Genomic DNA, 22966 nt, shown 5'->3' with positions numbered 1-22966 from the left:
TGTCGGACCGTAACCGGACGGAGACCGCCGAGCTCAAATCTTTATCGGCAGTTGTGATTTCGGTCTCACGCCGGTACGCGATCGCGATGGGTTGCGGTCAGTGCCAGTACCGCGAACTGAACACCGTCAGCGAGTCGCCGATGGCCGAACTGACCATGATGATCGCCAGCGAGAGCACCGGCCAGAAGGACATATACCAGCCCTTGAGCAGCGAAACGAACGGACCGATGCCGGCCGCGGCGATCGCCGCCCCGATACCGCCCCACACCACCGGGTAGATGTACACGTCGAGCTGAAACGGCACCATTCCGCAGGTTTCGTCCGAGCACACCTCGCCAAGGAAGCCGTACAGCCGGGTCGGCCACGTCGTCGCCGTCGCCAGGACGATCAGCAGCACCACCAGGGTGACCGTCGCGATCAAATCCCACGGAGCCACCCGCACCCGCACTACGTGCGTCTTCGCAGCGTCAAAGTTGTTGTCGCCGTAAGGCATTGGTTGAAAGTCGACCGCGCCGTCCGGCTGCTGGGGCGCGTGCCGGGAGTCGGGGCGGTCACCGCCGTGCGGGTCTTCGAACGGGTAGGGCAATGCCATGCCGATAGATGCTCCCCGATGGGGGGGTTTTGTGCGAGCCGGCTGCTTTACGCTCGGTCTCTATGCCTGCGGCAAGATCCGGGTTGACGCCCGAGCAAATCAGCGCGATCGACGCCGCACATCTGTGGCATCCCTACAGCACCATCGGCAATGAAAGCCTTGCGCCGCTGGTTGCCGTCGGGGCCCGCGGCCCCTGGTTAAAGCTGATCAGGGATGGCGCGCCGATCGAGGTGCTGGACGCGATGAGCTCGTGGTGGACCGCGATCCACGGGCACGGGCATCCGGTGCTGGACGCGGCGCTCGCCGCCCAGCTGAAAACCATGAATCACGTCATGTTCGGCGGCCTGACCCACGAGCCGGCCGCCCGGCTGGCCGAGCTGCTGGTCGACATCACCCCGGCCGGCCTCGAGACGGTGTTCTTCAGCGACTCCGGCTCGGTATCGGTCGAGGTCGCGGTCAAGATGGCGTTGCAGTACTGGCGCAGCCGGCACCGGCCGGGAAAGCACCGGCTGATGACCTGGCGCGGCGGCTACCACGGGGACACGTTCACCCCGATGAGCGTCTGCGACCCCGACGGCGGCATGCACTCGCTGTGGACCGACATCCTGGCGCGCCAGCTGTTCGCCCCGCAGGTGCCCCGTGACTACGACGCGGCCTACAGCGCGGCGTTCGAAGCCCAGCTGGCCCGGCACGCCGGTGAGCTGGCGGCGGTGATCGTCGAACCCGTCGTGCAGGGCGCCGGCGGCATGCGGTTTCACGATCCGCGCTACCTGCGCGACCTCCGCGACATCTGCGACCGGCACGGTGTGCTGCTGATCTTCGACGAGATCGCCACCGGCTTCGGACGCACCGGACAGCTCTTCGCCGCCGACCATGCCGGGGTCAGCCCGGACATCATGTGCGTCGGCAAGGCCCTGACCGGAGGTTATCTCAGCTTGGCCGCCACGCTGTGCACTGCCGGGATCGCCCACACCATCAGCACCGGAGAGGCCGGTGCGCTGATGCACGGCCCGACATTCATGGCCAACCCGCTGGCCTGTGCGGTGTCGGTGGCCAGCGTGCAGGTGCTGTTGGAGCAGGACTGGCAATCCCGCGTTGCCGACATCTCGGCGGGTCTGGCATCCGGACTCGAGCCCGCGCGCGCCCAGCCCGGCATCGCCGACGTGCGGGTGTGCGGGGCCGTCGGCGTCATCGAATGCGACAAGCCCGTCGACCTGGCCGTGGCCACCCCGGCGGCACTCGACCACGGCATCTGGCTGCGCCCGTTTCGCAACCTGATCTACGCCATGCCGCCCTACATCTGCACGCCCGCCGAGATCGCCCAGATCACCTCCGCGATGGTCGAAGTCGCCACGCGTGCCGGCTCTCGTAGGCTCTAGGGCGATGAAGGCACCGATCGAGGTTTCCCCGCTGGCCTGGCTGGACGAGGTAGCACAACAGCGCCGGAAGGCGGGACTGCGTCGTTCGCTGCGGCCGCGCCCGCCGGTGGCCACCGAGCTGGACCTGGCCTCCAACGATTACCTCGGTCTGTCACAGCATGCCGACGTGATCGACGGGGGCGTCGCGGCGCTGCGGATCTGGGGTGCCGGGTCCACCGGATCGCGGCTGGTCACCGGCGATACCGAGCTGCACCAGCAGTTCGAGGCCGAGCTCGCCGAGTACGTCGGCGCCGCCGCCGCTCTGCTGTTCTCGTCGGGCTACACCGCCAACCTCGGCGTCGTCGTCGGCCTGTCGGGCCCGGGCTCGCTGCTGGTCTCCGACGCGCATTCGCACGCCTCGCTGGTCGACGCGTGCCGGCTGTCCCGGGCCCGCGTGGTGGTGACGCCGCACCGCGACGTGGCGGCGGTCGCGTCGGCGCTGGCCGGCCGTGACGAGGAGCGGGCCGTCGTCATCACCGATTCGGTGTTCAGCGCCGACGGGGCCCTGGCCCCGCTGCACGAGTTGCATGAGGTCTGCCGTCGCCACCGGGCGCTGCTGATCGTCGACGAGGCCCACGGGCTCGGCGTGCGCGGCGGCGGCCGCGGCCTGCTGCACGAACTCGGACTCGCCGGTGCTCCCGACGTGGTGATGACCACGACGCTGTCCAAGGCGCTGGGCAGTCAGGGCGGCGTGGTGCTGGGCCCCCCCGAGGTGCGCGCCCACCTGATCGACGCGGCACGCCCGTTCATCTTCGACACCGGCCTGGCACCGGCCGCGGTCGGCTCCGCGCTGGCCGCGCTGCACGTGCTGCGGGCCGAGGCCTGGCGCCCCGCGGCGGTGCTGCGGCACGCCCGCGAACTGGCCCGCATCTGCGGGGTGCCGGACTCCCCGGAGTCCGCGGTGGTTTCGGTGATCCTCGGGCAGCCGGAGGTCGCGTTGGCCGCGGCGACGGCGTGCCTGGACGCGGGGGTGCGGGTGGGTTGCTTCCGGCCGCCGACCGTTCCCGCCGGGACCTCGCGGCTGCGGCTGTCCGCCCGCGCCTCGTTGGATGCCGCCGACCTGGCGGTGGCGCGCCGCGTGCTGACCGAGGTGCTGGCCGTGGCGCGCCGTTGACCGTCCTGGTCGTCACCGGAACCGGCACGGGGGTGGGGAAGACGGTCGCCGTGGCGGCGCTGGCCTGTCACGCGCGGCTGGCCGGGATCGACGTTGCGGTGTGCAAGCCGGTGCAGACCGGCACCGCCTGCGGTGACGACGACCTCGCCGAGGTCGCGCGGCTGTCCGGGGTGACGCAGACGGCCGGGCTGGCGCGCTACCCGCAGCCGCTGGCGCCGGTCGCCGCGGCCGAACAGGCCGGGCTGTCGCTGCCCACCGGCGACGACCTGCTGCGCCTAATCCGCGACTTGGACCGGCCCGGGCGACTGACCGTGGTCGAGGGGGCCGGCGGGCTACTGGTCGAGCTCGGCCGACGAGACGGTCAAGCCGGCGTCACCCTGCGCGATCTCGCGGTCGACCTCGGGGCCGTCGTCCTGGTCACCGTCACCGCCGAACTGGGCACCCTGAACCACACCGCGCTGACTCTGGAATCGCTTGCCGGACAAGGAGTTCCGTGTGCGGGGTTGGTGCTCGGAAGTTGGCCGCCACAGCCCGGGGCGGTGCACACCTCGAACCGGTCGGCGCTGGGCCGGCTGGCGCCAGTGCGGGCCGTGCTGCCCGCCGGGGCCGGCTCGATGAGCCCCGACGAGTTCGCGGCGCTGAGCACCGCGGCGTTCGACCGCGACTGGGTGACCGCGCTGGCCGGCTGATGGTGCACTCGATCGAGTTAATCTTCGACCGCGACACCGAGGACGCGGTCCGCCGGATCTGGGACGAGCTGGCCGGCGCCGGCATTCCCAGCCAGGCCCCGGCCAGCCGTCCACACGTCACGCTTGCGGTTGCCGAAAACATCGCCGCCGACGTCGACGACCTGCTGCGCCCGGTCTCCGCACGACTGCCGATCGGTGCGCTCATCGGCGCGCCCCTGCTGTTCGGCCGGTCCGACGCCGTGTTCGCCCGGCTGCTGGTGCCCAGCGTCGAGCTGCTGGCGCTGCACGCGGAGGTGCACCGGCTGTGCGGTCCGTATCTGATGCCCGCCGCGCTGCCCAATAGCCTGCCCGGGCAGTGGACCGCGCACGTGACGCTGGCGCGCCGCGTCGGGGCCGGCCAACTGGGCCGTGCGCTGCGCATCGCCGGGCGACCAGCCCAACTGCACGGCAGCTTCGCCGGCCTGCGCCGTTGGGACGGCAGCAAGCGCGTCGAGCACCTGCTTTAGCCACCGAACAGCAAGTACAGCCCGGTGAAGGTGTAACCGACCATCACCAGCATCATGGTGAGCTGCCCGGTGAGCTGGTGACCGGCCGGCAACAGCCGCAGCGCTCGGTCGTGGGCGGCGATGACCGCGACGATGTGCCCGGTCACCACGCAGATCACCTTGATCGCGGCCAGCACCGGCGGGTGCTGGGACAGCACGTAGGCCACCTGCAGATGCGCCAGCCCCAACAGGTTCCAGCCGTGCCCGAACGGGTCGGCGAGGGCGATGACGGTCTGCTGGCCACGCTCCACCAGATAGGACAGATAGTGGGCGAAGATGTAGCCCACCACGATCGGGATCAGCGAGTGCGCCAGCTGCCCGGGCAACGCGCGACGCTGTGCCCGGTCCACGCCGCCGGTCGCCCGCGCTGCCAACGAAAAGGTCAGCGCGACAACCGAAATGAAGACCAGCAGGCCTGCCGTTCGCAACGCCGACGGCATCAGCGACGCCGGTACGACATGAGCCGACCGGGACAGCCCATCGGCGAAGTTGCGCCACGTCGGCGACGACGAGAAGCTGTCGAAAGCCGTCGAACCGAGCAGCACCGCGAGCACGCCAACCACACCGGGTCGCACCGGCAGCGACGGCAGATGGTCGAACGGGTTGCCCAGGACGATTCGTCCGCTGGCCGTCGAGCGGCGAAACGGCGAAAGCCGCGACACCGCCATGCTGTACACGGCGAACGGGTCGGCCCGGGCCAGCCATCGCTGCCCGCACAGCCACGCCCCGACCAGCAATAGCACCGCGTAGATCAACAGCCAGCCGCGCACCCACGTCAGTGACGCCGAATTCGGGCTCGCCAGCTCCAGCCACACGAACGCGAGCAAGCCGACCGCGGCCGGGCGGTACCCCCAACTCTGCGGATAGGCGGCACGCGGACGGCTCAGCGCCTCCGGCATGACGCGACGCAGCAGCAAATACACCGTGCGGATCGGGGAAAGCACCCGCCACATCGGTCCGAAGGCCAGCGACAGCGGCACCAACCCGACCCACAGCAGCACGTAAAACGACCCCAGCAGGGGATTGCGTTGGGTTTGCGGACCCCACACGCCGGCCAGCACCGCCCACACCGCGAACACCAGGGCCAGGCTTGCCGCCGTCCAGCGGGTGGCGCGCGCGTCGACCACCTTCGTCACCCACGCCGGCAGGGGGCGACCGGGTGCGTCCGGATCAAACCGCGGACGCTTCCACGCGAAGGCGACCAGGGCGAAGGTGAACGTCAGCGCCCAGGCCGCGCCCACCATCGCGTACATGTAGGGCACCGGCAGATCGCTCGACCCGCCCAAACCGTGCGCGAGCAGCGTCACGGCTGGACGTGAATGGTCGCTATCGTGCGGTCCAGGTGGTGCAGCTCGACGTCGACATTGCCGGGGACGTCGACGGTGAAACGGAAGATCTGGTCGGGCTGGGCCGCGACTTGGAACTTGTGATCGGGCACCGAGTGGACGTGCAGCTCGTCGGTGACGTCGCTGGCGACGTGCAGGGTGATCGGTTGCTTGACCTTGGCCTGCAACGTGGCGTTGGTCGGGTCGACCTGACCGTGCGAGATGGTCACGTTGACGTCCAACGCGCCGGGCGCGCCGGCCTGATCGGTTTTGCCGCTACAGCCCACCAGCGCGCAGGTCAACACCGTCACCCACACCGCAACCAGCGTGCCGTGCATCGTCCGCAACGTCATCGCCTCACGCCGCCCGCGGTAACGGCTGCTTTTGCTCGACCGGTTCCGGCTCGGACAGGGCATTGTTGATGCGGCCCGCGCCCCAGGTCAGGCCGGCAATCACCAGCAGCGACAGGATGAGCACCACGATGCCTCCGGCGGTGAACAGCCAGGTTGGGGTGTTCTGGTCGCGCTCCCGCTGCAAGATGGTGATCTCCGGGACGAAAGGCCGGTCGATCGACGACAGGGCGGGCACTTCGGCCGCCGGGATGGCGTCGTCGGCCGGTTCGTAGATCGGGACGCCCGTCATCGTGTAGCCGTCCTGAATTCGCAGCAGCGTCTTCCACGATCCCCAGACCGGCACCGGCGCGGTGGTGCGGTAGTGGCCGGGGCCGACCTTTTCGAGGCGGTCGATGACCAGTCCGCGCTGGTTTTCCATTCGGCCCTGCCACGACAACACGGTCACCCAATCCGGTTGAGCACCAACGATATTCGCCGGTGTCAGTTGGATGTCGGCCGACACCATGCGCTGCCCGGGCGGGCTGGGCAACTTGGTAAGCGTGATCGCCGCCTTGGCGTGCTGGGGCACCACGATGTGCAGTCCGTTGGCCACCGCGCCGCCGACGACCAGGACGGTCGCCACCACCACGGAGATGCCGACCGAACGCCGCGGCAGCCGCTGACCGGTGAGCACCATGCCGAACAGCGCGCCGCAGGTTCCGGCGAGCACCGCCACCGGCACCGCCATGGCCAGGGCCTCGCCCCACATGCTGACCGGCCACGGGTAGTGGTACACCGCCCCGATCCACAGCGACTCCAGCCACAGCCCGACGGTGCCCACCGCCAGACCGGAGACGACCCCAAAGACGATGGGGCGCTTGAAGAGTGGAGTCAGCGCGATCACCTCGACCACGAGGGCGGGGCCCAAGTACAGCGGGAACCAGTTGATCGGCGCACCCAGGACGGGGCCCACCAGCAACGCGACCACACCGCGCAGCGCGATGGCGAACAACGCCGCGATGATCGCCGCGCCACGGCCCATGGTGATGCGGGCGGCCACGGCCGCCAGCGCGGCTGCGAAGGAGATCATCATCGGTTGCAACGCCAGGCGGAACTGCTCAACGCCGAAGTCGTATTCGATTTGGTAGACCGATAATCCGATGAACATCCCGCCGAACGACAGGTAGCGCAGGAAGGTGATGAATGCCCCATGGGCGGCCTCGATGGCCTGCACCGCTTCGCCTTCACGCTCCAGCATCAACACCGCGAACAGCGAGAAACAGGCTCCGCCGATCATCATCAAATGCGTTGGGCCCCAAAGGGTCACGTCTTGACCAAAGATTCGGTGCCAAATGTCGTCGAGCGGGAATCCGATCATCGCGTACAGTCCGCACGCCGCCATCAGCACGGCGCCGACCGGCGCGTACCAGTTGCGGGTGATGCGCACCGCGGCCGGACCGGGCTTTTCGAACGGGATCACCATCGAGACCACGCCGCCCAGGAACACCCCGAATAAACCGATGATGATGAAGTAGTGCGCCGGGTTGGCCAGCGGCCCCGGGTCGCGGCCGTTGCCGATGTGCCAGCTGACGTCCCAGATGAACCCGAATAGGGCGCAGATGATCGAGGTGGTGAAGATCAGCACCGGAAGCGCCACCCAGTTCGGCCGGCGGAACTTTTCGCCGAGCTTGTCGGCGACGCGGGTCAGCCAGGTGATCCGATGAGTCCGATGTGCGTAACCAATCCACAGCATGATCAGCGTGATCACCAGGGCAGCGACGGACAGCCCGATCACTTGATTGAGTCCGGCGCCGCGCGCCGCCGGTTCGGCGATAAGCTGCAGCGCCCCGGAGACTTCTGACGCCTGCGACGTTTCCGACAGCTCCGACACCATTGTCATGTCCGTCATGTCCTCCCTCTGCGCCGGGACGTCCCGGGAGATCACTTATTACCGGCAGGTAAGTTCACTGGTCCAAGGTGTAATGCCCCAATCCCGGGGCGGTTAATCACGCTTTTCGGCCGGAATGTCGTCCTCCGCAGAGGTCTCGTCGGTTTGCCCGTCGCGACGGTCCCGCAACGCCACGTAGAGGATCACCGCGACGACGACGACCGCCGGCAGGAACGCCGGAGCGGCCAGCAGCAGCATGTGGTGTGCCAGGTACTCGACGTGCGAAGCGGACATGATGGCGGTATACCCCAACGGGCTCGTCGTACTACGGCCGTTACCCTTCTTGGAACACCGTTTCGTTCAGGCGGCCACGACGCCGTGGCTGATGTGACCGCAGGGGCGGGCGCGACCAACATGCAGGGGAGTACTTGGTGACTCAAGCGGCAACTCGACCCGCGGCCGGGGCCGGCCACGGCGGAGATATTCCGGAAGACATCCTGGCGGTGGCCCGGCGGCAGGTGCTGGACGGTGGCGACGGGCTGACGCGCGACCAGGTCCTGCAGGTGCTGCAGCTGCCCGACGAGCGGCTCGAGGAACTGCTGTCGCTGGCGCACGAGGTGCGGATGCGCTGGTGTGGCCCCGAGGTGGAGGTCGAGGGCATCATCAGCCTCAAGACCGGCGGCTGCCCCGAGGACTGCCACTTCTGCTCCCAATCCGGGCTGTTCGCGTCGCCCGTGCGCAGCGCCTGGCTCGACATTCCCAGCCTGGTCGAGGCCGCCAAACAGACCGCGAAGTCGGGTGCCACCGAGTTCTGCATCGTGGCCGCCGTGCGGGGCCCGGACAAGCGGCTGATGGCGCAGGTGGCAGCCGGGATCGAGGCGATCCGCAACGAGGTGGAGATCAACGTCGCCTGCTCGCTGGGCATGCTGACCGCCGAGCAGGTTGCCGAGCTCGCCGCGATGGGCGTGCACCGCTATAACCACAACCTGGAGACCGCCCGTTCGTTCTTCACCAACGTCGTGACCACCCACACCTGGGAAGAACGCTGGCAGACGTTGACGATGGTGCGGGACGCCGGCATGGAGGTCTGCTGCGGCGGCATTCTGGGCATGGGCGAGACGCTGGAGCAGCGCGCCGAGTTCGCCGCCGACCTGGCCGAATTGGGCCCCGACGAGGTGCCGTTGAACTTCCTCAACCCGCGTCCCGGCACACCGTTCGGCGACCTTGAGGTGATGCCGGTCAGCGAGGCGCTGAAGTCGGTGGCCGCGTTCCGGCTGGCGTTGCCGCGCACCATGCTGCGGTTCGCGGGCGGCCGCGAGATCACCCTGGGCGACCTGGGCGCCAAACAGGGCATCCTCGGCGGCATCAACGCCGTGATCGTCGGGAACTATCTGACCACCCTGGGCCGTCCCGCCGAATCCGATCTGGAGCTGCTCGAAGATCTGCAGATGCCGATCAAGGCGCTGAACGCCACGCTGTAAGACACTGGAAGCGTGGTTGGCGATCTGGGCGCCCCGGTCAGCGCCGGCGTGTACAACGTCTATACCGGAGAGTTGGGGGGCACCGTCGTGCCGACGGCGGCGCAGTTGGGCCTTGAGCCCCCGCGGTTCTGCGCTCAGTGCGGGCGCCGGATGATCGTTCAGGTCCGTCCGGACGGCTGGCGGGCACGGTGCTCGCGGCACGGTGAGGTGGACTCGACAGACTTGGAGACGCAGCGGTGACCGCACCCGGGGGGTTAGCCGCCACACCCGCGACCGCGGGCGAGTCAGCGCCGTCGGGCAGGCGCACGATTGTCCTTGCGACGCTTGGCTTCGCGGCCAGTGGGGTGCTGCTGGGCGCGCTGTGGGCGTGGATGGCCCCGCCGATCCACTTGGTGGTGGCGATGACGCGCGCGGGTGAGCGGGTGCACGAGTACCTAGGCACCGAATCCGAGCATTTCTTCGACGTGCCGTGCCTGATGCTGGGTCTGCTGAGCGTGCTGGCCGTGGCGGCGCCGGTTCTGGCCTGGCAGTGGCGTCGGCTGCGCGGCCCGGGCATGGTCCTCGGGCTGGTGACCGGCATGGTGCTGGCCGCCGCGCTGGCCGCGGGGGTGGGGGCGGTGCTGGTGCTGACCCGGTACGGCGCGCTGGACATCGACCGGGTGCCGCTGGTGGGCAGCCCATCGGTGTCCTACGTCGTCCAGGCGCCGCCGGTGTTCTTCGGATCGGGGGCGTTGCAGGTCGCCCTCACGCTGTTGTGGCCGGCGGGCGTCGCGGCGCTGGTGTACGCCGTGCTGGCGGCGGCCAGCCCACATGACGACCTCGGTGCTTCGGACTCGCCTGGTCAGCCGTCACCTGCCGTGCCGACGGCACCCCAGGCCGGTTCGCTAGGGTTTTCCAGCCACTGACGCGGCCCAAGAGCTAGAGCGGCCGGCGGCGGATTCGGCGGCCGGTGAGCACCTTTGCCGCGATCACGCCCAACCGGAGCATGCCGGCGTAGGTGATCGGGTTGAACGCGGTCGGCCAGGTCGTCCTGATCAGGTGGTCCTTCAGCGGACGGCGAGCGAACCGGTCGGTGAGCCAGCGCAGCGTCATCGGCGCCGACAGCGGGTGCAGGCACATGTGCTCGTTGAACGCGTCGCGGTGGTAGGTGACGTCGGCACCGCCGGCGGAATACGCATCCGCCAGCGCGTCGATGTCGTGGACGTCGATCAGATAATCGTGCACGGCCTGCACAATCAGCACCGGCGGCGCCGGGGTGGCCACGCCGAGCTTGATGCTGTCGAACACCTGCGAGACCTCCGGCGTCGACAGGATGCCCTCCAGCGGCTCGTCGAGGTAGTCGCCCATGTTCTTGCCGGCCATCCGCAACACGGCCTCGACCGTCGTCATCGACTGCAGCCGGTCCAGCAGCTCGCGTCCCTCGTCGTTGGTGTGCTCGGTGATCACCCTGTCCAGGTCGGGGTAGACGTGGGCGAGCGCGGCCACCACCATAGCGGGCAGCCCGGCCAGGAAGCTGCCGTTGAGCCGACGGAAGGTGTGCCCCAGGTCGCCGACCGGCGACCCCAGCACAGCCCCAACGATGTCGAGTTCGGGCGCGTAGTCCGCACACATCTCGGCGGCCCAGGCGCTGGCCAGCCCGCCGCCGGAGTATCCCCACAATCCCACCGGCGCCGACGACGTCGAGGGCACCCGATCGGAGTTCATCGCGGCCCGGATGCCATCCAGGGTGCGGTACCCGGGCTCATACGGGGCGCCCCACATGCCCAGTAGACCCTCGTGGTCGGGTACCGACACCGTCCAGCCTTCCGCGACCGCGGCGGCGATCAGGAAGAACTCCAGCTGGGCCAGCGAACCGAAGGCCTTGGCCCGGCGTCGCAGCGCGTAGGACGGAAAGCAGCGCGACGACATGGCATCGATCGCGCACTGATACGACAGAAGCGGGCTGTGCTGCCCGCCCACCCGCTCGGTCGGGACGATCACCGTGGTGACGCCGGCCTCGGGCTTGCCGTTCATGTCCGTGGTCCGATACAGCAGTTGGACGGCCGAGACGGGTTGCGGGATCAGGCCCAAAAACGCCAGTTCGACGTCGCGGGAACGCAGCACGGTACCGGGTTCGGCGTGCTGGAAGCCCGCAGGCGGCCGGTAGAACGGGTCGTCCGAGGGCAGCCGCGGTCGCGCCTTGCGCTGCAATTCCTCATGTGGCGGCCGACCGATCCACTCCGCACCGTCCGTGCCCGCCAAATTGCCGAGTTCAACCATTCAGGGTCCCTTCTAGGCCACCCGGCATTTTCGCGTATGAACGACGGGTAACCAAAACGTAATGGCCGAAGCTGTGAATCGGGTCTGCTGCGTTATCGGAAACGCCGCGGATCAGGGCTGGCCGGGCGGGCGCAGCGCGGCGAACTCGTCGGTGACCCGCAACCGGGAATCGGTGAAGTGGTACAACGCCGCCGGCCGGCCGCCGCTGCGTCCCGACGCCGCCACGGTGCCGGACTTCGTGATGACGCCGCGCCGCGCCAGCACCCGCTGCAGATTCGTCGCGTCCACCTGGTAGCCCAGCGCCGCGCCGTAGATGTCACGCAACGTCGAGAGCGCGAATTCCGTTGGTGCCAAGGCGAATCCGATGTTCGTGTAGGACATCTTCGCGACCAGCCGGGTGCGAGCATGCTCAACCATCGGGCCGTGGTCAAACGCCATGGGCGGCAACGCATTCACCGGATGCCAGCGGGTGTCCGGCGGGAGTTCCGGCGTGGCGGGGGAGGGCACCAACCCCAGGAAGGTCGACGCGATGACCCGTGCACCGGGAACACGGTGCGGGTCGGAGAACACGGCCAGCTGCTCCAGGTGCGCCAATTCCCGCAGATCCACCTTCTCGGCCAGCTGGCGGCGCACCGAGGTGGTCATGTCCTCGTCGGTCCGCAGCTGCCCGCCGGGCAGTGACCATGCGCCCCGCTGTGGCTCGCGGGCACGCTGCCATAACAGCACGTTAAGCTGCGGTTTCCCGGCCGGGGAGGTTCCGGTAACCGGCCCGGAGGGCCGGCGCACCTGGAACACGACCGCAAGCACTTCGTGCGCGGTGCTAGTATGGGCCATGTTTTCGATTATAAGTCGAAAACCATTCGGGCAGTACTGGGTCGAAAGGAGCCGCCGTGACGATTCTTAATCGCATGGACACGCTCGCCGAAGACATGATCGCCAACGTCACCAACTCCGACGTCGGCTACCACGGTGTCGATGCGGATGCGCAGTGGGCCAACGAGATTCGACGGTTGGCCAGACTGCGCGGTGCCACGGTACTTGCCCACAACTATCAATTGCCGGCCATTCAGGACGTCGCGGATCACGTCGGCGATTCGCTGGCGTTGTCCCGCATCGCGGCCGAGGCCCCGGAGGACACCATCGTGTTCTGCGGCGTGCACTTCATGGCCGAAACGGCCAAGATCTTGAGCCCCGACAAGACCGTGCTGATCCCCGATCAGCGGGCCGGTTGCTCGCTGGCCGATTCGATCACGCCCGACGAGTTACGCACCTGGAAGGACGAACACCCCGGTGCCGTCGTCGTCTCCTACGTCAACACCACGGCGGCCGTCAAAGCGCTGACCGACATCTGCTGCACCTCCGCCAACGCCGTCGATGTGGTCGAGTCAATCGACCCCGACCGTGAGGTGCTGTTCTGCCCGGATCAGTTCCTCGGCGCCCACGTGCGGCGGGTGACCGGCCGCACGAATGTGCATGTCTGGGCCGGGGAATGCCACGTGCATGCTGGAATCAACGGCGATGAACTCGCCGAGCAGGCCCGCGCCAACCCCGACGCGGAACTGTACGTCCACCCCGAATGCGGTTGCGCCACTTCGGCCTTGTACCTCGCGGGCGAGGGTGCCTTCCCGGAGGACCGGGTGAAGATTTTGTCCACTGGCGGCATGCTCGACGCCGCGCACCAGACCCACGCCCGCAAGGTCCTGGTGGCCACCGAGGTCGGCATGTTGCACCAATTGCGCCGCGCCGCACCGGAAGTCGACTTTCGCGCCGTCAATGACCGCGCATCCTGCAAATACATGAAGATGATCACCCCGGCTGCGTTGCTGCGCTGCCTGGTCGAAGGCGCCGACGAGGTGCACGTCGACCCGGAGGTCGCCGCGGCCGGACGGCGCAGCGTGCAGCGGATGATCGCGATCGGTCAGCCGGGCGGCGGCGAATGATCACCCGTCCCGCCTGGACTCACGCGGCCGACGTGGTGGTGATCGGCACGGGCGTCGGAGGATTGGCCGCCGCGCTGGCCGCCCATCGGGCCGGCCGCAGTGTCGTCGTGCTCAGCAAGGCCGACCAGACCCACGCCGTCACCGCTACGCACTACGCGCAGGGCGGCATCGCGGTCGTGTTGCCGGACAACGACGATTCTGTCGACGCCCATGTCGCCGACACTCTCGCCGCCGGTGCGGGTATGTGTGATGCCGACGCGGTGTATTCGATCGTCGCCGATGGCCACCGCGCGGTTCGCGACTTGGTCGGCGACGGGGCACGATTCGACGAATCGACACCCGGCCGGTGGGCGCTGAGCCGCGAAGGCGGGCACTCGCGGCGGCGGATCGTGCATGCCGGTGGCGATGCCACCGGCGCCGAGGTCCAGCGGACGCTCGACCACGCGGCGCATCAGCTCGACATCCGGACCAGTCACGTGGCGCTGCAGGTGCTGCACGACGGTGCCGCGGTCACCGGGGTGGCCGTCGGGAACCCGGACGGCGTCGGGATCATCAGCGCACCGTCGGTAATTCTGGCTTCGGGTGGGCTCGGCCACCTTTACAGCGCCACCACGAATCCCGACGGATCCACCGGTGACGGCATCGCGCTGGCTTTGTGGGCCGGCGTCGGAGTCGGCGATCTCGAATTCATCCAGTTTCACCCCACCATGTTGTTCGCCGGCCACACCGGCGGTCGCCGGCCGTTGATCACCGAGGCGATCCGCGGTGAGGGCGCGAGACTGGTTGACCGGCATGGGAATTCGGTTACCGAAGGCGTCCACCCGATGGGCGACCTGGCGCCGCGCGATGTTGTCGCCGGCGCCATCGACGCGCGGCTGAGGGCCACCGGCGACGACTGCGTCTATCTCGACGCACGCAACATCAAGGACTTCGCGGTGCGATTCCCCAACGTCACGGCCGCGTGCCGGGACGCCGGCGTCGACCCCGTCACCGAGCCCATTCCGGTCCTGCCGGGCGCGCACTACAGCTGCGGCGGCGTGATCACCGACGTGCACGGTCAAACCGAGCTGCCCGGCCTGTTCGCGGCCGGCGAGGTGGCCCGCACCGGCATGCACGGCGCGAACAGGTTGGCCTCCAACAGCTTGCTGGAGGGTCTGGTCGTGGGCGGTCGAGCCGGCAAGGCGGCGGCCGCGCATGCCGAGGCCGCCGGGCCGACGCCCGTCGTCGTGCCGGAGCCGCTCACCCACACCGCGGTGAAGCGGCGCGAGCTGCAGACCGCGATGACGAGGGACGCCTCGGTGGTGCGCGACGCCGCGGGGTTGCAACGGTTGTCCGACATGCTGTCGCGGGCCCGGGTGCGCGTCGTCGAGGGGCGCCGCGATTTCGAGGACGTGGCGTTGACGCTGACCGCCCGCGCGGTGGCCGCGGCGGCCCTGGCTCGCGACGAAAGCCGCGGCTGTCACCATCGCGCCGAATTCCCGGACACCGCACCGGAACAAGCCCGCAGCATCGTGGTCCGGCTGGACGACACCGTGTGCGCGGAAGCGTTGGCGGCGGTGTCCTGATGGCCCGGATGGCACTGTCGGACGCCGAACTTGCCGCCGCGTATGACACCGTGCGGCGCGGTCTCGAGGAAGATCTGCGTTACGGGCCCGACATCACCACGCTCGCAACGGTTTCCGATGGCATCGCCTCGGCATCGATGGTGTCGCGTGAACCGGGCGTGATCGCCGGGCTCGACGTCGCGGTGCTGGTGCTCGACGAGGTGTTGGGCGCGGGGGCGTACGAGGTGCTCGACCGCGTCGAGGACGGCGCCCGGGTGCAACCGGGGCAGGCGGTGTTGACCGTGCGGGCGCAGACCCGCGGCCTGCTCACCGCGGAGCGCACGATGCTGAACCTGATCTGTCACCTGTCGGGCATCGCGACCGCCACCGCGGCCTGGGTGGACGCCGTCAGCGGCACCAAGGCGCAGGTTCGCGACACCCGCAAAACCCTGCCCGGGCTGCGCGCCCTGCAGAAGTACGCCGTGCGGGTCGGCGGCGGCACCAACCACCGCCTCGGCCTCGGCGACGCCGCGCTCATCAAGGACAACCACGTCGCGGCCGCGGGCTCGGTCGTCGCGGCGCTGCGGGCGGTGCGTGCGGCCGCACCCGAGCTGCCCTGCGAGGTCGAGGTCGACTCCCTCGACCAGCTCGACGATGTCCTGCCGGAAAGGCCCGAGCTGATCCTGCTGGACAACTTCCCGGTGTGGCAGACCCAGATCGCGGTGCAGCGTCGGGATTCGCGTGCGCCGACCGTCCTACTGGAGTCCTCGGGCGGGCTCAGCCTGGAAACCGCGGCGGACTACGCCGCGACCGGAGTGGACTATTTGGCCGTCGGGGCGCTGACGCACTCGGTGCGTGTGCTCGACATCGGCCTGGACATGTAGCCCCGTCCCAAGGCGCTTAGGCCCACGTCATGCCCATGTCATGCCCGGTTAGTCGAGGTCGCAGACCAGCACCGCCATCCGGTGCAGCTGCAGGCGCACCAGCCAGGGCAGGCCGGTACCGTCGGCGCCGGCGGGCAGGATCCGGGGATTGGTGAGGTGCACGGTCTTGCGGCCAAAGCGCAGGTCGGCTTGGCCCGCGGCCAGCACGTTCTTCACCCAATCGGTCTTTCCGTGGCCCAGTGCGATGCACAGCACATTGCCGCTGCGGTAGGCGGTGACAATGGTCTTGTACGGTTTGGCGGAGGTACGTCCGCGGTGCTCGATGGTTCCCGTCCCCGGCAGAAAGCGTGCGATCGGCTTCAGCGCCGGGTTGACGTATTTGACCTGGAAGTTCTCGAACCATGTCGGGTACACCATGGGAATGCCCGGCGCGTTGTTCGGGTGATCCTTGCTCGACCTGCCTGCTCCTTTGCGGGGCGTCGGTAGGCCTGATCACCGGCAGACTACCGGTCGGTTATTGATTTGAGCTCCTCTGGGACAATGGACGTTGTGACTGCCTCACCACCCTCTGTGCTGACCCGCATCGACCTGCGGGGCGCGGAGCTGACCGCTGCCCGGCTGCGGGCGGCCCTGCCGCGCGGTGGTGCTGACGTGGAGACGGTGCTGCCGCAGGTGCGTCCGATCGTGGACGCCGTGGCCGAACGGGGCGCCGAAGCGGCTCTGGAGTTCGGGGAGTCGTTCGACGGCGTGCGTCCGGCCGCCGTCCGGGTACCCGCGGGCGCGTTGCAGGCCGCGCTGGACGCCTTGGCCGCCGACGTGCGCGACGCGCTGCAGGTGATGATCGAGCGGACCCGCGCGGTCCACGCCGACCAGCGCCGTGCCGACGTCACCACCGTGCTCGGGCCGGGTGCGACGGTCACCGAGCGCTGGGTTCCGGTCGAGCGGGTGGGTCTGTATGTGCCCGACGGCAACGCCGTGTACCCGTCCAGCGTGGTGATGAATGTGGTGCCCGCGCAGGCCGCGGGGGTCGAGTCGCTGGTGGTGGCCAGCCCGCCCCAGGCCCGCTTTGACGGCCTGCCCCACCCGACGATCCTGGCCGCGGCCCGGCTGCTGGGGGTCGAAGAGGTCTGGGCGGTCGGCGGCGCCCAGGCGGTCGCGCTGCTGGCCTACGGCGGTGTCGACACCGACGGTGCCGCGCTGGCGCCGGTCGACATGATCACCGGGCCGGGCAATGTCTACGTCACGGCGGCCAAGCGGCTGTGCCGCTCGCTGGTGGGCATCGACGCCGAAGCCGGGCCGACCGAGATCGCGATCCTGGCCGACCACACCGCCGACCCCGCACACGTGGCCGCCGACCTGATCAGTCAGGCCGAACACGACGAAATGGCGGGCAGCGTGCTGGTGACCGCAAGCGAGCAACTCGCCGCGGCCACCGACACCGAGGTCGCGGCTCAACTGCAGACCACCGTGCACCGCGAGCGGGTGACGACGGCGCTGAGCGGACCACAGTCGGCGATCATCTTGGTCGACGACCTGGACGCCGGGATCAAGGTGGTAAACGCCTACGCCGCCGAGCATCTCGAGATTCAGACCGCGGACGCGCCCCGGGTGGCCGGCCGGATACGTTCGGCCGGAGCCATTTTCGTCGGACCGTGGTCGCCGGTGAGCCTCGGCGACTACTGCGCCGGGTCGAACCACGTGTTGCCGACCGCCGGCAGCGCCCGCCACTCCAGCGGCCTGTCGGTGCAGACCTTCCTGCGTGGCATCCACGTCGTGGACTACACCGAGGCCGCCCTGAAGGATGTCTCCGGTCACGTGGTGAGCCTGGCGAAGGCCGAGGATCTGCCGGCGCACGGCGAGGCGGTACGGCGGAGGTTCGAACGATGACGGCGACCGACCGGCGGGTCACCCTCGACGACCTGCCGTTGCGCGATGACTTGCGCGGCAAATCACCGTACGGCGCACCGCAATTGGCGGTCCCGGTGCGGTTGAATACCAACGAGAACCCGCATCCGCCCAGCCAAGCGCTGGTCGACGACGTGGTCCGATCGGTGCAGGCGGTCGCCGGCGACCTGCACCGCTATCCCGACCGCGACGCGGTGGCGTTGCGCAGCGATCTGGCGAGTTACCTCACGGCGCAGACCGGGACCTCGCTCAGCGTCGACAACCTGTGGGCTGCCAATGGTTCCAACGAGATCCTGCAGCAGTTGCTGCAGGCATTCGGCGGGCCCGGCCGCAGCGCCATCGGGTTCGTCCCGTCCTACTCGATGCATCCGCTTATCTCCGACGGCACCCACACCGAATGGCTGGTGGCCGCGCGTGCCGACGATTTCCGCCTCGACGTCGATGCGGCCGTGGCCGCCATCTCCGACCGGAGGCCGGACGTCGTCTTTGTGACCAGCCCGAACAACCCTTCGGGGCAAAGCATTCCGCTGCCGGACCTGCGCCGGCTGCTCGACGTGGCGCCGGGCATCTTGATCGTGGATGAGGCCTACGGTGAGTTCTCGTCGCAGCCCAGCGCGGTGGCCCTGATCGAGCAGTACCCGACCCGGCTCGTGGTCAGCCGCACCATGAGCAAGGCGTTCGCCTTCGCCGGCGGTCGGCTCGGCTACCTGGTTGCCACCCCAGCGGTGATCGACGCGATGCTGTTGGTGCGGTTGCCGTATCACCTGTCCTCGGTCACGCAGGCCGCCGCCCGCGCCGCGTTGCGGCATGCAGACGACACCCTGGGCAGCGTGGCCACGCTGATCGCCGAACGCGAGCGAGTCGTGGCGGCCTTGGGCGGCTTGGGTTTTCGGGTCATCCCCAGCGATGCCAACTTCGTCCTGTTCGGTCAGTTCCCCGACGCCTCGGCGGCATGGCAGCGCTACCTGGACGACGGTGTGCTGATCCGTGACGTCGGGATTCCGGGCTATCTGCGTACCACCGTCGGACTGGCCGAGGAGAACGACGCGTTTTTGAAGGCGAGCGCCCGGATCGCCACGACCGAGCTGGCCCCCGTCATAGTAGGAGCGCCGTGACCACCTCGCAGACCAACAGCGCGGCGCGCCGTGCCCGGATCGAGCGCCGCACCAAGGAATCCGACATCGTCATCGAGCTCGACCTCGATGGCACCGGACAGGTCGACGTCGACACCGGTGTGCCGTTCTACGACCACATGCTCACGGCATTGGGCAGCCACGCCAGCTTCGACTTGACCGTGCGCACCAAGGGTGACGTCGAGATCGAAGGCCACCACACCATCGAGGACACCGCGATCGCGCTGGGGCAGGCGCTCGGTCAGGCCCTCGGCGACAAGCGCGGCATCCGGCGGTTCGGGGACGCTTTCATCCCGATGGACGAGACGCTGGCCCACGCCGCCGTCGATGTGTCCGGCCGGCCGTACTGTGTGCACACCGGAGAACCGGATCACCTGCAACACACCACCATCGCCGGCAACTCGGTGCCCTATCACACGGTGATCAACCGGCACGTATTCGAATCGCTGGCGTACAACGCCCGCATCGCCCTGCACGTGCGGGTGCTGTACGGGCGCGACCCGCACCACATCACCGAAGCCGAATACAAGGCCGTGGCACGCGCCCTGCGCCAGGCGGTCGAACCCGACCCCCGGGTGCTCGGGGTGCCGTCCACCAAAGGTGTTCTGTGACAGAGAAATCCGTAGTCGTCCTGGACTATGGTTCGGGAAATCTGCGCTCGGCGCAGCGTGCGCTGGAGCGCGCCGGGGCCAAAGTGGAAGTCACCGCCGACCCTCAGGCGGCGGCGTCCGCCGACGGGTTGGTGGTCCCGGGCGTCGGCGCCTTCGAAGCGTGCATGGCCGGACTGCGCCAGATTGCCGGGGAGCGGATCATCGCCGAGCGGGTGGCCGCCGGCCGGCCGGTGCTCGGGGTGTGTGTCGGCATGCAGATTCTGTTCGCACGCGGTGTTGAATTCGGGGTGGAGTCGACCGGCTGCGCGCAGTGGCCGGGTGCGGTGACTCGGCTGGACGCCCCGGTGATCCCGCACATGGGCTGGAACGTCGTGCAAACCGGTTCCGGCAGCCAGCTTTTCAAGGGGTTGGACCCGTCCGCCCGGTTCTACTTCGTGCATTCTTATGCGGCACAACACTGGGACGGGGCGCCGGAGGCCGTGCTGACGTGGGCCACCCATCAGGTGCCGTTTCTGGCCGCCGTCGAGGACGGGCCGCTTTCCGCCACGCAATTTCACCCCGAGAAGAGTGGGGACGCCGGGGCGGCCGTATTGAGCAACTGGGTTGAGGGACTGTAGATGCCGCTGATTTTGCTTCCCGCCGTCGACGTCGTTGAAGGCCGTGCCGTACGCCTGGTGCAGGGCAAGGCCGGCAGCGAAACCGAGTACGGCTCCGCGCTGGACGCGGCGCTGACCTGGCAGCGCGACGGCGCCGAGTGGATTCATCTGGTGGACCTCGACGCGGCGTTCGGGCGGGGTTCTAACCGCGACCTGCTCGCCGAGGTGGTGGGCAAATTGGATGTGCACGTGGAGCTGTCCGGCGGGATCCGCGACGACGAGTCGCTGGCGGCGGCGCTGGCCACCGGATGCGCCCGGGTCAACCTGGGCACGGCGGCGCTGGAGAACCCGCGGTGGTGCGCCCAGGCCATCGCCGCGCACGGCGACAAAGTCGCCGTCGGCCTGGACGTGCAGATCGACAACAGTCATCCAGACGGCGAGCATCGGCTGCGTGGGCGCGGCTGGGAAACCGACGGTGGCGATCTGTGGGATGTGTTGGAACGCCTTGATGCCGAGGGCTGTTCGCGATACGTCGTCACCGACGTCACCAAGGACGGCACCCTGGGCGGCCCGAATCTCGACCTGCTGGCCCGCGTTGCCGAGCGCACCGACGCCCCGGTGATCGCCTCGGGCGGCGTGTCCAGCCTCGACGACCTGCGCGCGATCGCCACGCTCACCGAGCGCGGCGTCGAGGGTGCAATCGTAGGCAAGGCGCTGTATGCGGGGCGGTTCACGCTGCCGCAGGCACTGGACGCGGTACGGGACTAGACCTATGGACCTCAGCGGGCTGCTGGCCGAGGCGTCGGCGATTCTCGACGCCGCCGCAGAACCGTTCGTCGCCGGCCACCGGGCGGATTCGGCGGTTCGCAAGAAGGGTAACGATTTCGCCACCCAGGTGGACCTAGAAATCGAGCGGCAGGTGGTGGCCGCGCTGCACGCGGCGACCGGAATCGGGGTGCACGGCGAGGAATTCGGTGGCGCACCGGTCGATTCGTCGTGGGTGTGGGTGCTGGACCCGATCGACGGCACCTTCAACTACGCCGCGGGATCGCCGATGGCCGCGATCCTGTTGGCTCTGCTGCACGACGGCGAACCGGTGGCGGGCCTGACCTGGATGCCGTTCACCGACGACTACTACACCGCCATCGCCGATGGTCCGCTGATCCGGAACGGTGTCGCACGACCGGCGTTGATTCAGACGGATCTGGCCGACACCTTGATCGGGGTCGGCACGTTCAACTTCGAATCCCGCGGGCGGTTCCCCGGGCGTTATCGGATTGCGTTGTTGGAGAAGCTGAGCACGGTGTGTTCGCGCTTGCGCATGCACGGCTCCACCGGCATCGACCTCGTCTATGTGGCCGACGGGATACTTTCTGCTGCAATCGCTTTCGGCGGGCATGTATGGGATCACGCCGCGGGGGTCGTGCAGGTGCGGGCCGCGGGTGGCACCGTTACGGACCTGGCCGGACAGCCGTGGACGCCCGAGTCGCGCTCGGTGCTGGCTGCGGCGCCCGGCGCGTACGGGCAGGTCCTCGACATCGTCCGCAGCGTCGGCAGCCCGGAGGACTACTGACATGCACACGGGCACCGACCTTGCGGTGCGGGTGATCCCGTGCCTGGACGTCGACGGGGGACGCGTCGTCAAAGGGGTCAACTTCGAAAACCTGCGCGACGCGGGGGATCCCGTGGAACTCGCCGCGGCCTACGACGCCGAGGGGGCCGACGAATTGACCTTTCTGGACGTGACGGCGTCCTCGTCGGGCCGGGCGACGATGCTGGACGTGGTGCGCCAGACCGCCGAGCAGGTGTTCATTCCGCTGACCGTCGGCGGCGGGGTGCGAACCGTCGCCGATGTCGACGTGCTGCTACGCGCGGGGGCCGACAAGGTCTCGGTCAACACCGCGGCGATCGCCCGGCCCGAATTATTGGCCGAGCTGTCCCGGCAATTCGGCTCGCAGTGCATCGTGCTGTCCGTCGATGCGCGCACCGTGCCACCCGATTCGGCACCGACGCCGTCCGGCTGGGAGGTCACCACGCACGGGGGGCGGCGTGGCACCGGCATCGACGCCGTCGAATGGGCGGCCCGCGGCGCCGAGCTGGGCGTGGGGGAGATCCTGCTCAATTCGATGGACGCCGACGGCACCAAGGCCGGCTTCGATCTCGGCATGCTGCGGGCGGTCCGCGCGGCGGTCACGGTTCCGGTGATCGCCAGCGGCGGTGCCGGGGCGGTGGACCACTTCGCGCCCGCCGTTGCTGCCGGCGCCGATGCGGTGTTGGCGGCCAGCGTTTTTCACTTTCGTGAGTTGACCATCAAACAGGTGAAGGCCGCGCTGGCAGACGAAGGGATCACGGTGCGATGACCAGACTTGATCCCGACATCGCCGCCCGCCTCAAGCGCAACGGCGACGGTTTGTTCACCGCGGTCGTGCAGGAGCGAAGCAGCGGCGACGTGCTGATGGTTGCCTGGATGGATGACGACGCGTTGGCCCGTACGCTGGAAACCCGTGAGGCTACCTACTTTTCGCGTTCCCGCGGCGAGCAGTGGATCAAGGGCGCGACGTCCGGGCACACCCAGCACGTGCACTCGGTGCGGCTGGACTGCGACGGTGACGTCGTGCTGCTGACGGTCGATCAAGTGGGTGGGGCCTGCCACACCGGCGACCACAGCTGTTTCGACAAGGACGTGCTGCTGGCACCCGAACCCTGACCG

General features: G+C 68.9%; 26 protein-coding genes. 18 read left to right on the top strand and 8 right to left on the bottom strand.

What is annotated here, in order from left to right:
- Positions 1–97: 97 nt before the first annotated feature.
- On the bottom strand, positions 98–493 hold the full coding sequence (locus tag AWC25_RS27040; RefSeq protein ID WP_069399545.1) for a hypothetical protein: 396 nt from the start codon (positions 491–493) through the stop codon (positions 98–100).
- A gap of 161 nt (positions 494–654) precedes the next feature.
- On the opposite strand from AWC25_RS27040, the gene AWC25_RS20255 reads away from it, so the two are divergent.
- From AWC25_RS20255 to AWC25_RS20240, 4 genes are read left to right on the top strand one after another with little or no spacing between them, the layout of a single operon-like run.
- Positions 655–1971: an adenosylmethionine--8-amino-7-oxononanoate transaminase gene (locus tag AWC25_RS20255; protein WP_069399501.1), complete on the top strand. Its 1317-nt coding sequence runs from the start codon at positions 655–657 to the stop codon at positions 1969–1971.
- A gap of 4 nt (positions 1972–1975) precedes the next feature.
- The gene (locus AWC25_RS20250; RefSeq protein WP_069399500.1) at positions 1976–3124 is read left to right on the top strand and encodes an 8-amino-7-oxononanoate synthase; all 1149 of its coding nucleotides are present in this window, start codon (positions 1976–1978) and stop codon (positions 3122–3124) included.
- Positions 3121–3813 carry a dethiobiotin synthase gene (gene bioD / locus AWC25_RS20245; protein ID WP_085167349.1) on the top strand — a complete coding sequence of 231 codons (693 nt, stop codon included), beginning with the start codon at positions 3121–3123 and terminating at the stop codon, positions 3811–3813. Before AWC25_RS20250 ends, bioD begins: the two co-directional genes overlap by 4 nt.
- Positions 3813–4319 carry a 2'-5' RNA ligase family protein gene (locus AWC25_RS20240; protein WP_085167348.1) on the top strand — a complete coding sequence of 169 codons (507 nt, stop codon included), beginning with the start codon at positions 3813–3815 and terminating at the stop codon, positions 4317–4319. Before bioD ends, AWC25_RS20240 begins: the two co-directional genes overlap by 1 nt.
- Here AWC25_RS20240 and AWC25_RS20235 read toward each other — a convergent pair.
- From AWC25_RS20235 to AWC25_RS20220, 4 genes are all read right to left on the bottom strand, one after another.
- Positions 4316–5611, bottom strand: a complete 1296-nt coding sequence (locus tag AWC25_RS20235) for a hypothetical protein (protein ID WP_244899565.1) — start codon at positions 5609–5611, stop codon at positions 4316–4318. The genes AWC25_RS20240 and AWC25_RS20235 overlap by 4 nt on opposite strands.
- A gap of 50 nt (positions 5612–5661) precedes the next feature.
- Complete coding sequence (locus AWC25_RS20230) at positions 5662–6021, bottom strand: hypothetical protein (RefSeq protein WP_372513471.1); 360 nt, start codon at positions 6019–6021, stop codon at positions 5662–5664.
- A gap of 19 nt (positions 6022–6040) precedes the next feature.
- Positions 6041–7768, bottom strand: coding sequence for a hypothetical protein (locus AWC25_RS20225; RefSeq protein WP_372513472.1), 1728 nt, complete (start codon positions 7766–7768; stop codon positions 6041–6043).
- Between the two features lie 249 nt (positions 7769–8017).
- Positions 8018–8197, bottom strand: a complete 180-nt coding sequence (locus tag AWC25_RS20220; RefSeq protein WP_069399495.1) for a hypothetical protein — start codon at positions 8195–8197, stop codon at positions 8018–8020.
- A gap of 137 nt (positions 8198–8334) precedes the next feature.
- Between AWC25_RS20220 and bioB the strand changes: the two genes are divergently transcribed.
- The 3 genes from bioB to AWC25_RS20205 are packed head-to-tail and all read left to right on the top strand — an operon-like array spanning position 8335 to position 10289.
- Positions 8335–9384 (top strand): biotin synthase BioB, encoded by a 1050-nt coding sequence (gene bioB / locus AWC25_RS20215; RefSeq protein WP_069399494.1) that lies wholly within the window; start codon positions 8335–8337, stop codon positions 9382–9384.
- A 12-nt stretch (positions 9385–9396) separates the two neighbouring features.
- A complete protein-coding gene (gene bsaP, locus AWC25_RS20210; protein ID WP_069399493.1) occupies positions 9397–9624 on the top strand; it encodes a biotin synthase auxiliary protein BsaP in 228 nt (75 codons plus the stop codon).
- Entirely contained in the window at positions 9621–10289 is a 669-nt protein-coding gene (locus tag AWC25_RS20205) for a DUF2567 domain-containing protein (protein WP_085167346.1), read from the top strand. The genes bsaP and AWC25_RS20205 overlap by 4 nt, the downstream gene beginning before the upstream one ends.
- A gap of 13 nt (positions 10290–10302) precedes the next feature.
- Here AWC25_RS20205 and AWC25_RS20200 read toward each other — a convergent pair whose 3' ends face one another.
- Positions 10303–11643 (bottom strand): lipase family protein, encoded by a 1341-nt coding sequence (locus tag AWC25_RS20200; RefSeq protein ID WP_085167345.1) that lies wholly within the window; start codon positions 11641–11643, stop codon positions 10303–10305.
- A gap of 111 nt (positions 11644–11754) precedes the next feature.
- Positions 11755–12477: an NUDIX hydrolase gene (locus AWC25_RS20195; protein ID WP_085167344.1), complete on the bottom strand. Its 723-nt coding sequence runs from the start codon at positions 12475–12477 to the stop codon at positions 11755–11757.
- Between the two features lie 56 nt (positions 12478–12533).
- Here AWC25_RS20195 and nadA point away from each other — a divergent pair, with 56 nt between their 5' ends.
- From nadA to nadC, 3 genes are read left to right on the top strand one after another with little or no spacing between them, the layout of a single operon-like run.
- On the top strand, positions 12534–13583 hold the full coding sequence (nadA, locus tag AWC25_RS20190; RefSeq protein ID WP_069399490.1) for a quinolinate synthase NadA: 1050 nt from the start codon (positions 12534–12536) through the stop codon (positions 13581–13583).
- Positions 13583–15148: an L-aspartate oxidase gene (locus AWC25_RS20185; RefSeq protein ID WP_211281063.1), complete on the top strand. Its 1566-nt coding sequence runs from the start codon at positions 13583–13585 to the stop codon at positions 15146–15148. The genes nadA and AWC25_RS20185 overlap by 1 nt, the downstream gene beginning before the upstream one ends.
- 8 nt (positions 15149–15156) lie before the next feature.
- Positions 15157–16011 (top strand): carboxylating nicotinate-nucleotide diphosphorylase, encoded by an 855-nt coding sequence (gene nadC, locus AWC25_RS20180; RefSeq protein ID WP_069399543.1) that lies wholly within the window; start codon positions 15157–15159, stop codon positions 16009–16011.
- 48 nt (positions 16012–16059) lie between these two features.
- Here the strand turns inward: nadC and AWC25_RS20175 are convergent, their stop codons facing one another.
- A complete protein-coding gene (locus tag AWC25_RS20175; RefSeq protein WP_085167342.1) occupies positions 16060–16428 on the bottom strand; it encodes a nitroreductase family deazaflavin-dependent oxidoreductase in 369 nt (122 codons plus the stop codon).
- A 153-nt stretch (positions 16429–16581) separates the two neighbouring features.
- Between AWC25_RS20175 and hisD the strand changes: the two genes are divergently transcribed.
- Genes hisD through hisI form a run of 8 tightly spaced genes read left to right on the top strand, consistent with a single transcriptional unit; the run spans position 16582 to position 22963 of the window.
- Positions 16582–17898: a histidinol dehydrogenase gene (gene hisD, locus AWC25_RS20170; protein ID WP_142278965.1), complete on the top strand. Its 1317-nt coding sequence runs from the start codon at positions 16582–16584 to the stop codon at positions 17896–17898.
- Positions 17895–19031 carry a histidinol-phosphate transaminase gene (locus AWC25_RS20165; protein WP_069399486.1) on the top strand — a complete coding sequence of 379 codons (1137 nt, stop codon included), beginning with the start codon at positions 17895–17897 and terminating at the stop codon, positions 19029–19031. Before hisD ends, AWC25_RS20165 begins: the two co-directional genes overlap by 4 nt.
- The gene (gene hisB / locus AWC25_RS20160; RefSeq protein WP_069399485.1) at positions 19028–19660 is read left to right on the top strand and encodes an imidazoleglycerol-phosphate dehydratase HisB; all 633 of its coding nucleotides are present in this window, start codon (positions 19028–19030) and stop codon (positions 19658–19660) included. The genes AWC25_RS20165 and hisB overlap by 4 nt, the downstream gene beginning before the upstream one ends.
- Positions 19657–20277 (top strand): imidazole glycerol phosphate synthase subunit HisH, encoded by a 621-nt coding sequence (hisH, locus tag AWC25_RS20155; RefSeq protein ID WP_069399484.1) that lies wholly within the window; start codon positions 19657–19659, stop codon positions 20275–20277. The genes hisB and hisH overlap by 4 nt, the downstream gene beginning before the upstream one ends.
- A complete protein-coding gene (gene priA / locus AWC25_RS20150; RefSeq protein WP_069399483.1) occupies positions 20278–21024 on the top strand; it encodes a bifunctional 1-(5-phosphoribosyl)-5-((5-phosphoribosylamino)methylideneamino)imidazole-4-carboxamide isomerase/phosphoribosylanthranilate isomerase PriA in 747 nt (248 codons plus the stop codon).
- 4 nt (positions 21025–21028) lie between these two features.
- Complete coding sequence (locus AWC25_RS20145) at positions 21029–21829, top strand: inositol monophosphatase family protein (protein WP_069399482.1); 801 nt, start codon at positions 21029–21031, stop codon at positions 21827–21829.
- 1 nt (position 21830) lies between these two features.
- Positions 21831–22616 carry an imidazole glycerol phosphate synthase subunit HisF gene (gene hisF / locus AWC25_RS20140; RefSeq protein WP_069399481.1) on the top strand — a complete coding sequence of 262 codons (786 nt, stop codon included), beginning with the start codon at positions 21831–21833 and terminating at the stop codon, positions 22614–22616.
- The gene (gene hisI, locus AWC25_RS20135) at positions 22613–22963 is read left to right on the top strand and encodes a phosphoribosyl-AMP cyclohydrolase (RefSeq protein ID WP_069399480.1); all 351 of its coding nucleotides are present in this window, start codon (positions 22613–22615) and stop codon (positions 22961–22963) included. Before hisF ends, hisI begins: the two co-directional genes overlap by 4 nt.
- The last annotated feature ends 3 nt before the right edge of the window (positions 22964–22966 follow it).

This window comes from Mycobacterium sherrisii (assembly GCF_002102355.1).
Taxonomy (GTDB): domain Bacteria; phylum Actinomycetota; class Actinomycetes; order Mycobacteriales; family Mycobacteriaceae; genus Mycobacterium; species Mycobacterium sherrisii.
The sequence above is the reverse complement of the archived record's forward strand: the minus strand, read 5'-3'. Positions and strand labels throughout refer to the sequence as shown.

Bases quoted from the DNA above. Each gene is read 5' to 3' on its own strand.
- AWC25_RS20195 (WP_085167344.1), bottom strand. From the start codon at position 12,477: ATGGCCCATACTAGCACCGCGCACGAAGTGCTTGCGGTCGTGTTCCAG.
- AWC25_RS20235 (WP_244899565.1), bottom strand. From the start codon at position 5,611: ATGTACGCGATGGTGGGCGCGGCCTGGGCGCTGACGTTCACCTTCGCC.
- AWC25_RS20255 (WP_069399501.1), top strand. From the start codon at position 655: ATGCCTGCGGCAAGATCCGGGTTGACGCCCGAGCAAATCAGCGCGATC.
- AWC25_RS20230 (WP_372513471.1), bottom strand. From the start codon at position 6,021: ATGCACGGCACGCTGGTTGCGGTGTGGGTGACGGTGTTGACCTGCGCG.
- AWC25_RS27040 (WP_069399545.1), bottom strand. From the start codon at position 493: ATGCCTTACGGCGACAACAACTTTGACGCTGCGAAGACGCACGTAGTG.
- AWC25_RS20220 (WP_069399495.1), bottom strand. From the start codon at position 8,197: ATGTCCGCTTCGCACGTCGAGTACCTGGCACACCACATGCTGCTGCTG.
- AWC25_RS20175 (WP_085167342.1), bottom strand. From the start codon at position 16,428: ATGGTGTACCCGACATGGTTCGAGAACTTCCAGGTCAAATACGTCAAC.
- AWC25_RS20240 (WP_085167348.1), top strand. From the start codon at position 3,813: ATGGTGCACTCGATCGAGTTAATCTTCGACCGCGACACCGAGGACGCG.
- AWC25_RS20165 (WP_069399486.1), top strand. From the start codon at position 17,895: ATGACGGCGACCGACCGGCGGGTCACCCTCGACGACCTGCCGTTGCGC.
- AWC25_RS20145 (WP_069399482.1), top strand. From the start codon at position 21,029: ATGGACCTCAGCGGGCTGCTGGCCGAGGCGTCGGCGATTCTCGACGCC.
- AWC25_RS20225 (WP_372513472.1), bottom strand. From the start codon at position 7,768: ATGCTGTGGATTGGTTACGCACATCGGACTCATCGGATCACCTGGCTG.
- hisI (WP_069399480.1), top strand. From the start codon at position 22,613: ATGACCAGACTTGATCCCGACATCGCCGCCCGCCTCAAGCGCAACGGC.
- nadC (WP_069399543.1), top strand. From the start codon at position 15,157: ATGGCACTGTCGGACGCCGAACTTGCCGCCGCGTATGACACCGTGCGG.
- AWC25_RS20200 (WP_085167345.1), bottom strand. From the start codon at position 11,643: ATGGTTGAACTCGGCAATTTGGCGGGCACGGACGGTGCGGAGTGGATC.
- hisF (WP_069399481.1), top strand. From the start codon at position 21,831: ATGCACACGGGCACCGACCTTGCGGTGCGGGTGATCCCGTGCCTGGAC.
- priA (WP_069399483.1), top strand. From the start codon at position 20,278: ATGCCGCTGATTTTGCTTCCCGCCGTCGACGTCGTTGAAGGCCGTGCC.
- AWC25_RS20250 (WP_069399500.1), top strand. From the start codon at position 1,976: ATGAAGGCACCGATCGAGGTTTCCCCGCTGGCCTGGCTGGACGAGGTA.